The following is a 12862-nucleotide window of genomic DNA, read 5'->3' as shown; positions in this document are numbered from 1 at the left end:
CGCGCAAATGATGCGGCGCGACAAGTTCATCGTGAATGAAATGGAATTTCGAATGTTGTCGGCGCGGCAGCTGATATCTCCACGATCGCATCGCGCAACGATGAAAGGATTTTGCCGTTATCGCGACGCGCGACATGCGGCGTCGTCACCGCGACTGCATCAAATTTGAGCGTTTTGCGGGCGCACGCGCGATGTCTTCTACGCGCGGCACGCTTGACGAGATCATCCTTGTCGTGCGGGCGACGAATTCAGATTTCCGTTTCGTTGACGACGAACGGCTTGCTCATAGACTCGATCAAACGCTGCCGCGCGTTCCGCCGCGCAGCGAATGAATCGGAAAGAAAAGTCATATGCGCAAACTGACCCGCTCGGGCCCTCCTTCTACCTTCACCCGCCGCACCGCGGCCGCGCTGTTCGCGGCGGCGATCACGTTGTCCACATCGGCAGCGGCGTTCGCGACTGACGCGATCGTGCTGCGGGTCGGCGACCAGAAGGGTGGCAACCGCTCGCTGCTCGAGATCTCCGGCCTCGCCAAGGACCTACCCTACAAGATCGAGTGGTCGGAATTTCCGGCCGCAGCCCCGATCCTGGAGGCGATCAATGCCGGCGCGCTCGACGTCGGCTACACCGGCGACCTGTCCTTCCTCACGGTCTATGCGTCGGGCGCGCCGATCAAGGCGATCGGCGGCACGCGGTCCGATGCGCGGACGCAGGCGATCCTGGTGCGCGGGGATTCGCCGATCAAGACGGCGGCCGATCTGAAGGGCAAGCGGCTCGCCGGCACGCGAGGCGGCTGGGGCCAGTTCCTGATCAATGCGACATTGGAAAAGGCCGGCAGCAAGATCGAGGACGCGACCTTCGCGCCGCTCGGCCCGGTCGACGCCAAGATCGCGCTGCTCGCCGGCTCGATCGATGCCTGGGCGGTGTGGGAGCCCTACATCTCCTACGCGACGCTGAAGGACAACGCGCGGGTCGTCGCCGACGGCGAGGGACTGACGCCGACCATCACCTTCATCGTCGCCTCCGACACCGCGATCGCGACCAAGCGCGCGGCCGTGCACGATCTGGTGCAGCGGCTCAACAAGGCGCGGCTGTGGTCGCTCGACCATGTCGCCGAATACGCCAGGAACACGGCCGATCTGACCAAACTGCCGGAGGACGTGCTGCTCGCCGCCTACACCGCGCAGAAGACCTCGCCGATCGCGATCGACGAGGCCGTGGTGAAGGAAGTGCAGGCCGCCTCCGATCGCGCCACGCGCTACGGCATCCTCGGCAAGACGCTCGACGTCGGCAAGGCCGTCGACCGCAGCTTCACGGCGGGCGCCAATTCGAACTAGCGCCTTCTCCACCTCCCCTTGAAAAGGGGAGGTCGGTTTGCGCAGCAAACCGGGTGGGGATCCTGCCTCCGCAGACGCCGGCGTCCGTGGAGAGCAACCCCCACCCCGCCCTCCCCCTTTCAGGGGGAGGGAGTCTAGGCGGCGGTGCTCACCTCACTTGGCATTCGTCCGCGTCCCACAAGGGAGACATCCGATGTCCGGCCCGCTCCATCTCGCATTAATCGTCACGGCACACCTGCTCTGCATGACCTTGTTGGTCGCATTGTCGGTTTGATAGCGTTCTCCCTCGGGATCATGCCCAGGGAGAACAACAATGAACCTATCAATGAAAGACCGCGTCGCCGTGGTCACCGGCGGCAGCAAGGGCATCGGCATCGCGGTGGCGCGGCGGTTTGCGGAATCCGGCGCCAAGGTCGCGATCCTCGCCCGCGGCGCCGCCGATCTCGCCGCGGCGCGCGAGGCTCTTGCCAAGGACGGCCTCGTGGTATGCGATTACGTCTGCGACGTCGCGAAGGCCGCCGACATCACCAAAGCCCATGACCAGATCGTCGCCGATCTCGGCAAGATCGACGTGCTGGTCAACAATGCCGGCACGGCACGCACGCTGGCCTTCGAGAGCATCAGCGACGAGGCCTGGCAGGAGGACCTCGACCTGAAGCTGTTCGCCGCGATCCGATTCAGCCGGCTGGTCTGGGGCGGCATGAAGCAGCGCAAATGGGGCCGCATCATCAACGTGCTCAACACCTTCGCCAAGGCGCCGGCCGGCAATTCCGCGCCGACCTCGGTGTCGCGCGCCGCCGGCATGGCGTTGACCAAGGTCATGGCCAACGAAGGCGGCGAGCACAACATCCTGGTGAATGCGCTCCTGGTCGGCCTGATCATGAGCGATCAATGGGTCAAGCGGCATGCCGCCCAGGCGCCGGACACGGATTTCGGAGAGTTCGCCAAGGGCCTTGCCAAGGGCACGCCGCTCGGCCGCATCGGCACGGCAGAGGAGTTCGCCAATCTCGCCTGCTTCCTGGCCTCGGAGCAAGGCTCCTACATCACCGGTACCGCCATCAATGTCGATGGTGGCCGATCGCCGGTGGTCTAGAGCTCCGGTTCCGGTTCAATCAGAACCGAAGCTCCAGATTTTGCTTTGGCGCGTTTTCTTCACGCGAACCGGTGTCCACTTCGCTCGAAAACGCAGCTGGCAACCTACGGCAGGAAGCGACGGCTCAAAAGCAAAAGGCCTCCGTCACCGGAGGCCTTTCATCTTAAACCGCGTCCTTGGCGGCCTTGACCGGCCGTGCGCGGACGATCTTCCGGGCCGGCTTGGCCTTGAACATCATCTCTTCGCCGGTGAAGGGGTTGGTGCCCTTGCGCGCCTTGGTCGCAGGCTTCTTGACCACAACGAACTTCGCGAAGCCGGGGACGAGGAATACCCCGGCCTTCTTCAGCTCCTTGTGGCCGACATCGACAAGCGAGTCCAAGACGTTCTTGACGTCGCGCTTGGAGAGTTCGGTGGTGGTCGCGATCTTCTCGATCACTTGCGACTTCGACAATTGGGTAGCCATGGTTGCTCCATTGATTCTGGAATGGGCACGATATGGCGGAAAACGCCGAGAAAAACAGTGTTTTCTGCACTCCCCACAGCAATATCGCTGTGGACAGCCCCCGAATCAGGGATTTTTCCAGTGTTTTTTCAAGTCAAGGTGCTTCCGACCCCTAAAATTACAGGGTTTGCGCGGCTTCGGGGCTCCCGAAACAGGCCCCCGAGAGAATCACCGCACACATCATGAAGCGTCCGGGAGCGACAATGCGGCGCGCAATTCGGGTTGCGACGCGCTGCGACACGCCACTTCAGGTTTCGGAAATGATCCTCCAAAAGGGCGAGGCATTAGAAAATGACTCGGGTTCCCATTCCAAGGTAACATCGTCAAAGGCCGCCACGACCGACCAGCTGGCCGGCCGATACAAGCCTTTATGTAAGTTCTGGAGACCCGCGTATGGATTTGACCCGCCTTGAGATCAACCGCCGCACGGCCCTGCTGACCTCGGCCGCGATTGCGGCCAATGTCATCAATCCGATGCGGGCATTCGCGCAGGAAACACCGCGCAAGGGCGGCGTGTTCAACGTCCATTACGGCGCCGAGCAGCGCCAGCTCAACCCGAGCATCCAGGCCTCGACCGGCGTCTACATCATCGGCGGCAAGATTCAGGAGAATCTGGTCGACCTCGACGCCCAGGGACAGCCGGTCGGCGTGCTCGCCGAGAGCTGGGAGGCGGCACCTGACGGCAAGACCGTCACCTTCAAGCTGCGCAAGGGCGTCACCTGGCACGACGGCAAGCCGTTCACCTCGGAAGACGTCGCCTTCACCGCGATGAACATGTGGAAGAAGATCCTCAACTACGGATCGACGCTGCAGCTCTTCCTCACCGCGGTCGATACGCCCGATCCGCAGACCGCGATCTTCCGCTACGAGCGGCCGATGCCGCTGAACCTCCTGCTGCGCGCCCTGCCCGACCTCGGCTATGTCTCCGCAAAACATCTCTATGAGAGCGGCGACATCAGGCAGAACCCGACCAATCTGGCGCCGGTCGGCACCGGCCCGTTCAAATTCGTCAAATATGAGCGCGGGCAATACATCATCGCCGACCGCAACCCGGACTATTGGCGGCCGAACGCGCCCTATCTCGACCGCATCGTCTGGAAGGTGATCACCGACCGCGCCGCCGCGGCCGCGCAGATGGAGGCCGGCGAGTTGCACTACAGCCCGTTCTCGGGGCTGACGATCTCGGACATGGCGCGGCTCGGCAAGGACAAGCGCTTCATCGTCGCGACCAAGGGCAATGAGGGCAACGCCCGCACCAACACCATCGAGTTCAACTTCCGCCGCAAGGAACTGTCCGACATCCGCGTCCGCCGCGCCATCGCGCACGCGATCAACGTGCCGTTCTTCATCGACAATTTCCTCGGCGATTTCGCCAAGCTCGGCACCGGCCCGATCCCCTCGACCTCGACCGACTTCTATCCCGGCCCCAACACGCCGCAATATCCATACGACAAGGCCAAGGCGATCACGCTGCTCGACGAGGCCGGCTTCAAGGCCTCCGGCGGCAACCGCTTCTCGCTCAAATTGCTGCCGGCGCCGTGGGGCGAGGACATCTCGCTGTGGTCGACCTTCATCCAGCAGTCGCTGGGAGAAGTCGGCATCCAGGTCGATATCGTGCGCAACGACGGCGGCGGTTTCCTCAAGCAGGTCTATGACGAGCACGCCTTCGATCTCGCGACCGGCTGGCACCAGTACCGCAACGACCCCGCGGTCTCCACCACGGTGTGGTACCGCTCCGGCCAGCCCAAGGGCGCGCCGTGGACCAACCAATGGGGCTGGGAGGACAAGACCGTCGACAAGACCATCGACGATGCCGCGACCGAAGTCGATCCGGCCAAGCGCAAGGCGCTCTATGCCGACTTCGTCAAGGAGGTGAACACCGAGCTGCCGGTCTGGATGCCGATCGAGCAGATCTTCGTCACCGTGATCACGGCAAAGGCGCGCAACCACTCCAACACGCCGCGCTGGGGCTCGGCGAGCTGGCACGATCTTTGGCTCAGTGCCTGAGGCCGCTTCCGGCCAAGGCGGTGTTGCCTTCTCCCTCGCCCCGCTCTTGCGGGGAGAGGGTTGGGGTGAGGGGCTCTCTCCGCCGGATTAATCTACGATAGACCTGTACCCCCTCACCCGGATCGCATTTCGCTTCGCTGCATGCGATCCGACCTCTCCCCGTAAGCGGGGCGAGGTAAGCGAGAGGCAGAGCCCAATCCGACGCGCCCCCGTGTCCACTTCGTTCGAAAGCGCTATAGATAACGCATGCGTATCCTGAGCCTTGCGGGGCGGCGGCTTGCCGCCTCGATCCCGACCTTGTTCCTGATCCTGATCGGCGTGTTCCTGCTGTTGCAGCTCGCGCCGGGCGACACCGTCGATGCGCTGATGGCGCAGATGGGCGGCGGCGATGCCGCGACTGCAAAGGAATTGCGCAAGTTCTACGGGCTCGACCTCTCGGTGCCGGCGCAGCTCGCCAACTATCTGTGGCGGCTGGTGCGGCTCGATCTCGGCTTCTCCTCGATCTACGGCAAGCCGGTGGCGACCGTGATCCTGGAACGGCTGCCGCCGACCATCCTGCTGATGACTGCGTCGCTGTCGTTCGCGTTCTTCTTCGGCCTGCTGTTCGGCGTGATCGCCGCGCGTGGCGTCAACCGCTGGCCGGATACCATGATCTCCACCCTCGGCCTGATCTTCTACGCCACCCCCTCCTTCTGGTTCGGGCTGATGGCGATCGTGGTGTTCTCGGTCTATCTGCAATGGCTGCCATCCGGCGGCTTCCAGGATATCGGCACGGTGCAGACCGGAATCCGGGGCGTGCTCGATATCGCGGCGCACCTCGTGCTGCCGACGCTGACGCTCGGGCTGATCTTCCTCGCGATCTATCTGCGCATCATGCGGGCCTCGATGCTGGAGGTGCTGAACCTCGATTTCGTCCGCACCGCCCGCGCCAAGGGGCTCGACGAGACACATGTCATCACCCGCCACGTGCTGCGCAACGCGCTGCTGCCGATGGTGACGCTGATCGGACTGCAGGCCGGCACCATGCTCGGCGGCTCGGTCGTGGTGGAGAGCGTGTTCTCTTTGCCCGGCCTTGGCCGGCTTGCCTATGAATCGGTGGTGCAGCGCGACCTGAACACCCTGCTCGGCATCGTCTTCGTGTCCGCGCTGCTCGTCATCGTCGTGAACTTCGTCGTCGACCTGCTCTACGCGCGGCTCGATCCGCGCATCGCGGCGGAGGGCTGACGATGGACGCGGTGAAACGCTACTTCCGCAGCCCGGCCGCGGTGATCGGCCTGATCCTGCTGCTGCTCGTGATCGCGATGGCTGTTAGCGCGGGCATTCTCTATCCGCGGGATCCCCTCGCTTTGGCGGGCCGGCCGCTGGTCTGGCCGTTTTCCAACCCACGCTTCCTGCTCGGCACCGACAATTCCGGCCGCGACATCGCAGCTCAAATCTTTTACGGCGCGCGGATCTCGCTCCTGATCGGCGGGGTCGCCACCGTGATCGCGATCCTGATCGGCATCCTGGTCGGCGCCTTCGCCGGCTATTACGGCGGCTGGGTCGACAATGTGCTGATGCGGATCACCGAGGCATTCCAGACCCTGCCGAACTTCGTGCTGCTGCTGGTGCTGGTCGCGGTGTTCGGCTCGACGCTGACCACGGTGACAATTGCGGTCGGCGTGGTGTCGTGGCCGGCGCCGGCGCGGCTGACCCGCGCCGAATTCCTGTCACTGCGCAACCGCGAATTCGTGCAGGCGGGCAAGACGCTCGGCATGAAGGACGTCCAGCTGATCCTCGGCGAGATCCTGCCCAACGCACTGCCACCTGTGATCGTCTATGCCAGCGTGGTGATGGCGGTCGCGATCCTCTTGGAAAGCGCGCTGGCGTTCCTGCGACTGTCCGACCCCAACGTCGCGTCCTGGGGCAATTTGATCGGGCTCGGCCGCGATGTGCTCCGGGTGCAATGGTACGTCTCGGCCATCCCGGGCATCGCGATCCTCGTCACCGTGCTGGCGGTGTCGCTGGTCGGCCAGGGCCTCAACGATGCGCTCAATCCGAGGCTGAAGAGCCGATGAGCGAGACGGTCCTTTCGCTCGACGGACTGACGGTGCGCCTGCCCAAAGGCGCCGACCGGCCGCAGGCGCTGTCCGACGTTTCCCTGTCGATTGCATCGAATGAGATCCTCTGCGTGGTCGGCGAGTCCGGCTCCGGCAAATCGATGATGGCGAACGCCATCATGCGGCTGCTGCCGAATGAGGTGACCATCGAACAGGGCCGGATGATGTTCGACGGCCGCGACCTCTGCGCGGCCGATGCCGCAGAGATGCGCGAGGTGCGCGGCGCCGGGATTGCGATGATCTTCCAGGAGCCGATGACGGCGCTCAATCCGCTGCGCACCATCGGCGACCAGATCGGCGAGATGTTTGCGATCCACACCGCCCTGTCCAAGGCCGAGATCGCTGCGCGGGTGCAAGCGCTGCTCGAGGACGTACGCATCCCCGATCCCAGGGCCGCCGCAAAAGCCTACCCGCACGAGCTCTCCGGCGGCCAGCGCCAGCGCGCCATGATCGCGATGGCGCTGGCGCTCGATCCCAAACTCCTGATCGCGGATGAGCCGACCACCGCGCTCGACGTCACGACGCAGGCGCAGATCCTGAAACTGATCCGTGATTTGCAGCAGCGCAAGAAGACGGCAGTGCTGTTCATCACCCATGATTTCGGCGTGGTCGCAGAGATCGCCGACCGCGTCGTGGTGATGCAGCACGGCGTGATCGTCGAGCAAGGCGCGGCCGACAAGGTGCTGAACGATCCGCAGCATGCCTACACGAAGCAGCTGATATCAGCCGTTCCGCCGCTGAAGGCGCCGCCGCCGCGTATCCTTTCCGGCAAGGATATCCTGACCATCGACGGCGTCTCCAAAACCTACCGCACCGGCGGCTTCCTCGGCCGCGGCGCGCGGGTCACCGAAGCAGTCAAGAACGTCTCGCTGCATTTGCCACGCGGCGCGACGCTCGGCATCGTCGGTGAGTCTGGCTCGGGCAAATCGACGCTCGCCCGCTGCATCGTGCGGCTGATCGATCCCGACACCGGTTCGATCGTGCTCGACGGCAAGGATTGGGCGAAGCTGACGCGCGAGGAAGTACGCCGCGAGACCCGCCACATCCAGATGGTGTTCCAGGATCCGTTCGCCTCGCTCAACCCGCGCCGCAAGGCGGCCGAGCTGGTGGCGCAAGGACCGATCGTGCACGGCACCGACCGCACCACGGCGATCGCGGAAGCACGAAAGCTGTTCGAACTGGTCGGCCTCGACCCATCCGCCGGCGACCGCTTCCCGCACGAATTCTCCGGCGGGCAGCGGCAGCGCATCGGGCTTGCGCGGGCGCTGGCGCTGAAGCCGGACGTGCTGGTCGCCGACGAGCCGGTCTCGGCGCTCGACGTCTCGGTGCAGGCGCAGGTGCTGAAGCTGCTTGCCGGGCTGCGCCAGCAGCTTGGCCTCTCCATCATCTTCATCACCCACGATTTGCGGGTTGCCGCGCAGATCTGCGATCTTGTCGCCGTGATGAAGGACGGCGCCGTGGTCGAGCAAGGGCTGACGGCCGAGGTGTTCGGCCAACCGCAGCATCCCTATACCCAGGCGCTGCTCGCGGCGATCCCCGGCGGCGCGTTCGCGCGCGAGCACGACACCGCAACCGTGTAGCCGGGCACGCGCGGCCCTACTCCGCCGCTTGTGGCTTGGACTCCTCGCGCAGCCGGAAGCGCTTCAGCAATCCGGATACGGTGTCGCGGAAGCCGCCATATTCCAACTCGGAATAGGGTAGCATCGCGGCACCGGACCAGCCCTGGCTGCGCATCTCGATCGCCTTGCGCTGGGCGCGCTGGCGGACCTCGTCCCACGCAAGGTTGTCAAAGAAATCGGTATAAGACTCCGAAAACTTCCCGTCCCGGTCGACCGAGAAGCCGACGCAGGAAACGATCGGCAGGCAGTACATCCCCGTCACCGGGGTGTTGAGCGGCACGGGCATGAGCGGCATCACATGCGAGCCGCGCGCATCGCCGCCCACGAAGTGCGCCTTGGCGAATGGCGAGATGATTTCTTCGGGCGCCGCGAAAATGCCCTGGTTCCTGACGATCGCGACCGGATCATCCTTGCCGGTGTACTTGCCCGCGATGGAGTGAAGGCGCTGTGCCGAAACGGCGACGGCGACCTCGCCATAGGTTTTCGAGACGATGCGATCAATGCCGAAGCGCTCGTTGTCGCGAAGCAGCGCCGCAATGTGGTAGCCGTCCGCGGGCGCATCGAGTTCGATCACGCTGTCGCCGGCCGTGTTGTCCATATCGATGATATGGAAACGGAAGCCCTTGATCATCGGGGGCAGCATTAGCCCGGCGCAATACATGGGATCGGCAAAGGCCAGATAGAGCGGCAGGTTGTAGGCGCCAGGGCCGCATTTGTCGGCGGCGAACACCATGAAGGACTCCGCGGGTCTCGCGCCAGAGAGGCTGTGGTCGAAGCTGAGTTCGGCGACGGCCGGACCCGCGCCGCGAACGTTTCCGGAAGGGGCGTCGACGAGAAGATCCTGGCCGGCGCCGTAGAGCCCGGAGGTCTTCGCAACCGCAGTGGCCGCGAGAAACGTCTTCGAGGCGAATTGATGGACCTCGGAGCTCCCTTCGCCCCGCGTGTGTGTCATGATAATCGCAATATCGTCGCCGGTATGGCGGACGAAACCGTCGATCAGGAGACCGTTGTCGATCGCTTTCGCGACCTCCCCTTCGACAGCCGCCATCATGCGCGCAGATGGTTTCGTATGGCCCCCAACGGAGCCAATGTCAGCCTTGATGACCGAAATTGTGAGTTTCATGAGCATCCCTCCGACCGCAGCTCAGCGCCTTCGCCTCGGCGCTCGCTGCGCCGGCGACGGCGCGCTCATTCGCAAAAAGAACATTGTGTGGTGCGACAGGTTCCCTGTGCAGGATCCACGCGGGATTATGGCCCCGCTGCCGGCTTGTGTCGATGCGCGCCAACGACACATTCGGAATGGCCAGCCATGCTCGATGGGGTTACCACCTGCCGCGCTAGAAAGCGCGGTTGAGAAAGATCGGCAAGCCCCGCTTGTTGGAATAGAGAGGACGGTAGCGCTCCGTGTTGTACGCGCTTGCGACGTCCAATTTGCGCGGCCCGAGCTTGGCGTCAGGGATCGGCACGAGGTCGTAGCGGCCCTCGACCAGCGCCGACATGAGGCCGGTCTTGCCTTCCAGGATTGCATCGTAAGCCATGTTGCCGAACGTCAGCGCCACAAGCTTGTCGATGAAGTCCGGATCGCCTGACCGCAGGTCGTAGGTGAGGTCAGAGACGATGGTCTCCTCGCCGGTGCGCCGCTTGATCTCGTCCGCGAACGCTTCGGCCACGCTCGCCTTCCTGCGGTGACCGTAGGCGTCAGGCTCGCCGAATTCCTGCACCTTGTAGCCCTCCCACTCGGCGCCCTCGCTGAGCACGATCAGCGCGTAGTTGCTTGGGTTGCGGTGCTTATCATCGAGGAGAAGCTGGATCAGTTTGTCGAGATTGACCTTGTACTCCGGTATGGCGCATCGGATCGAGGTTGCGTATGCGGTATAGAGTGCCGTAAAGCCGGCATCGCGACCAAAGACGCGGAAAATGCCAATTCGCTCGTGCGAGCCGACGGTGGTGCGCTGGCGCTGGATGGCATCGCTGGCACGGGTGATCGCGGTCGAGAAGCCGATGCAGTATTCGGTGTTGCGAACGTCGTTGTCCATCGTCTTCGGGATGGCAATGATCTTGACGCCTCGCCCGTTGAGCTTGTCCGCGTAGCTGAGAGTATCGTCGCCGCCGATGGCGATCAGATGTTCGATACCGAGCCCCGCGAGATTCGCCAGCACCTCACTGGTGAGGTCCCACGTCGTGGTTGCGATGCCACCCTTGGTACTCCGGGAAACCGGAAAGTCGTGGCCCGCGAGATGATCGGGCAACTTCTTCATTTTGGAGGGATTGGTGCGGCTCGAGTGCAGCACGGTGCCGCCGCGCCGGTCGATGACGCGCGTGTTTTCGCGGTTCAGCGGGATGATGTAATGGGACTTGCTGGCCGGGTCGTCGAGGTTCAGGTGTGTGAGGGCCTCCCAGCCGCGGCGGAGACCGACAACCTCGATGTCGTCCTCGCTGCCGCGATAAGTCACGCTCTTGATCACCGCGTTAAGGCCGGGGACGTCTCCACCGCCCGTGAGAATACCAATGCGCTTCCTCGCCATGCCCACCTCCCAGGAATCGGTATATGGCAATAATGCCTGCGTCGCGTCGGGGTTTCCACAACGCTATCCGCCAACGGCGGAATCCTCGTGATCGCGGCGTTCCACCGGACCAGTTTGGGCTCCCATTCTTCGGAGCACGGTGTTGCCTGACCAGTCCTCACCTCGGGCGGCTGGCCCCTCCATGCTGTATATCTCGCGCGCTAGGCGCGACGTTGATCCGCGTCACCGCGACCGGCGCGAGGCGAGGAAATACTCCGCCCAGCGCAGCAATTCGAAGCGATCGCCCTTGACCAGCTCCTGCGCATCGCGGCGCCGGTAGAGCACCAGCATCCAGGGCGCGAGCTTGCGCAGCAATCCGTGCGCCATGTACTGCACCGGCTCCGTGAACGGCAGCGCCAGCTCGCTTTCCGGCACGCCCTGCACCGCCCGCGCCAATTCGCGGCCGAGCGGAATCGTCAGCGCGACGGCGCGGCCGTTGCAGCCGGTCCAGCCATAGGCGTTCGGTCCCAGCCGGTGCATGCGCGGCAGGAAATCCGCCGTCATCCCGACATAGCCGTTCCAGACATAGTCGAAGGAGACATCGCCGATCTGCGGCCAAATCAGCTGCAGCCGTTCGGCCACCCACGCCTTCAGCCGCTCGGTCTTGTCGCCCGGGCCGAGCACGGCGCCGCCGGTGACGAGGCGATTGCGGGCGTCGTAGCGCGCAAAATAGAGCTCGCCATGGGTGTCCGACATCGCCTGCCTGGCGGGGATGATAGTCTTGCGAACATTGTCCGACAGCGGCTGGGTCGCCATCTGCCAGGACAGCACCGGCATCACCTCGGTTGCGATCTCCGGCACCAGCGATTTCGTGAACTCGCCGCTATAGGCATTGGTCGCGACCACCAGCGCGCGGCCGGAGATTTCGCCCTGCTCGGTCTTCACCACCCAGCGATCGCCGCGGCGCTCGAAACTGAGCGCCGGCGAACGGGCGTAGATACGCGCACCGAGGCCGAGCACGGTGCGCGCAAGGCCGCGCGCCAGCGCCAGCGGATTGATGTGACCGCCGCTCCTGTTCCAGAAGCCGCCGTACCACGAATCCGAGCCGAGCATGTCCCTGGTCTGATCGCGCGACAGCAGTTCGACCGGCGCGCCGAATTTCGACCATTGCTGCACCCGCCGCTCCGCGATCTTGATGCGGCCCAGCGAATGCACCGGCTGCACCCAGCCGGCCTGCTCCTGCTCGGCCGCGATGCTGTAGCGCCTGACGACGTCGAACAGATCAGCGGCACTGTCGCGCAGCATCGCGACGAAGCGCTCGCCGGCCGCGCCGTGCCTGGCAATGATGTCATCGGGATCGGGGCGCGACAGCGTCGGGATCACCTGGCCGTTGTTGCGGCCGGAGGCGCCCCAGCCCGGCTCGGCGGCCTCGACGATCGCGACGTCGACATTGGCCTCGCGCAGATGCAGCGCGGTCGATAGACCAGTGAAGCCGCCGCCGATGATGACGACATCGGCCTGCTGCGCGCCGGTCAATTCGGGACAATCGGGGCCCGGCGGCGTCACTGCTGCCCAGAGCGAATTGGGCCAGCGCACGGCATTGCTGTTCATCATGATCCTTTCTTGCAGGGGCCTGCGCGTTCTGGTTAGATTTATAGCGTTTTCGAGCGAAGTGGATACCGGTTCGCGTGAAGAAAACGC

11 protein-coding genes are annotated in these 12862 nt (G+C 64.3%); 7 read left to right on the top strand and 4 right to left on the bottom strand.

Features of this window, described 5'->3' with window-relative positions; all coding sequences use genetic code 11:
• Positions 1–134: 134 nt before the first annotated feature.
• From WDM24_RS11545 to WDM24_RS11535, 3 genes are all read left to right on the top strand, one after another.
• A complete protein-coding gene (locus WDM24_RS11545; RefSeq protein WP_338831293.1) occupies positions 135–332 on the top strand; it encodes a hypothetical protein in 198 nt (65 codons plus the stop codon).
• Positions 333–350: 18 nt separating this feature from the next.
• The gene (locus WDM24_RS11540; RefSeq protein ID WP_338831292.1) at positions 351–1337 is read left to right on the top strand and encodes an ABC transporter substrate-binding protein; all 987 of its coding nucleotides are present in this window, start codon (positions 351–353) and stop codon (positions 1335–1337) included.
• Between the two features lie 313 nt (positions 1338–1650).
• Positions 1651–2430, top strand: a complete 780-nt coding sequence (locus tag WDM24_RS11535; RefSeq protein WP_338831291.1) for an SDR family oxidoreductase — start codon at positions 1651–1653, stop codon at positions 2428–2430.
• A gap of 163 nt (positions 2431–2593) precedes the next feature.
• Here the strand turns inward: WDM24_RS11535 and WDM24_RS11530 are convergent, their stop codons facing one another.
• Entirely contained in the window at positions 2594–2893 is a 300-nt protein-coding gene (locus WDM24_RS11530) for an HU family DNA-binding protein (RefSeq protein ID WP_021077434.1), read from the bottom strand.
• Positions 2894–3325: 432 nt separating this feature from the next.
• On the opposite strand from WDM24_RS11530, the gene WDM24_RS11525 reads away from it, so the two are divergent.
• The 4 genes from WDM24_RS11525 (at position 3326) to WDM24_RS11510 (ending at position 8618) form a co-directional block, all read left to right on the top strand.
• Complete coding sequence (locus WDM24_RS11525; protein ID WP_338831289.1) at positions 3326–4939, top strand: ABC transporter substrate-binding protein; 1614 nt, start codon at positions 3326–3328, stop codon at positions 4937–4939.
• A gap of 246 nt (positions 4940–5185) precedes the next feature.
• Positions 5186–6163 (top strand): ABC transporter permease, encoded by a 978-nt coding sequence (locus WDM24_RS11520; protein ID WP_166203220.1) that lies wholly within the window; start codon positions 5186–5188, stop codon positions 6161–6163.
• 2 nt (positions 6164–6165) lie between these two features.
• A complete protein-coding gene (locus WDM24_RS11515) occupies positions 6166–6996 on the top strand; it encodes an ABC transporter permease (protein WP_338831288.1) in 831 nt (276 codons plus the stop codon).
• Positions 6993–8618 (top strand): ABC transporter ATP-binding protein, encoded by a 1626-nt coding sequence (locus WDM24_RS11510; protein ID WP_338831287.1) that lies wholly within the window; start codon positions 6993–6995, stop codon positions 8616–8618. Before WDM24_RS11515 ends, WDM24_RS11510 begins: the two co-directional genes overlap by 4 nt.
• A 16-nt stretch (positions 8619–8634) precedes the next feature.
• Here WDM24_RS11510 and WDM24_RS11505 read toward each other — a convergent pair whose 3' ends face one another.
• The 3 genes from WDM24_RS11505 to WDM24_RS11495 form a co-directional block, all read right to left on the bottom strand.
• Positions 8635–9780: a fructose-1,6-bisphosphatase gene (locus tag WDM24_RS11505; RefSeq protein ID WP_338831286.1), complete on the bottom strand. Its 1146-nt coding sequence runs from the start codon at positions 9778–9780 to the stop codon at positions 8635–8637.
• 214 nt (positions 9781–9994) lie between these two features.
• Positions 9995–11182 carry a 6-phosphofructokinase gene (locus WDM24_RS11500; RefSeq protein ID WP_338697853.1) on the bottom strand — a complete coding sequence of 396 codons (1188 nt, stop codon included), beginning with the start codon at positions 11180–11182 and terminating at the stop codon, positions 9995–9997.
• A gap of 222 nt (positions 11183–11404) precedes the next feature.
• The gene (locus tag WDM24_RS11495) at positions 11405–12772 is read right to left on the bottom strand and encodes an FAD-binding oxidoreductase (RefSeq protein ID WP_338832370.1); all 1368 of its coding nucleotides are present in this window, start codon (positions 12770–12772) and stop codon (positions 11405–11407) included.
• Between the last annotated feature and the right edge of the window lie 90 nt (positions 12773–12862).

It is taken from the genome of Bradyrhizobium sp. 27S5 (assembly GCF_037217225.1).
GTDB classification, from domain to species: Bacteria; Pseudomonadota; Alphaproteobacteria; order Rhizobiales; family Xanthobacteraceae; genus Bradyrhizobium; species Bradyrhizobium septentrionale.
Note: the sequence above shows the minus strand (reverse complement) of the source record. Positions and strands in the feature narration are given on the sequence as shown.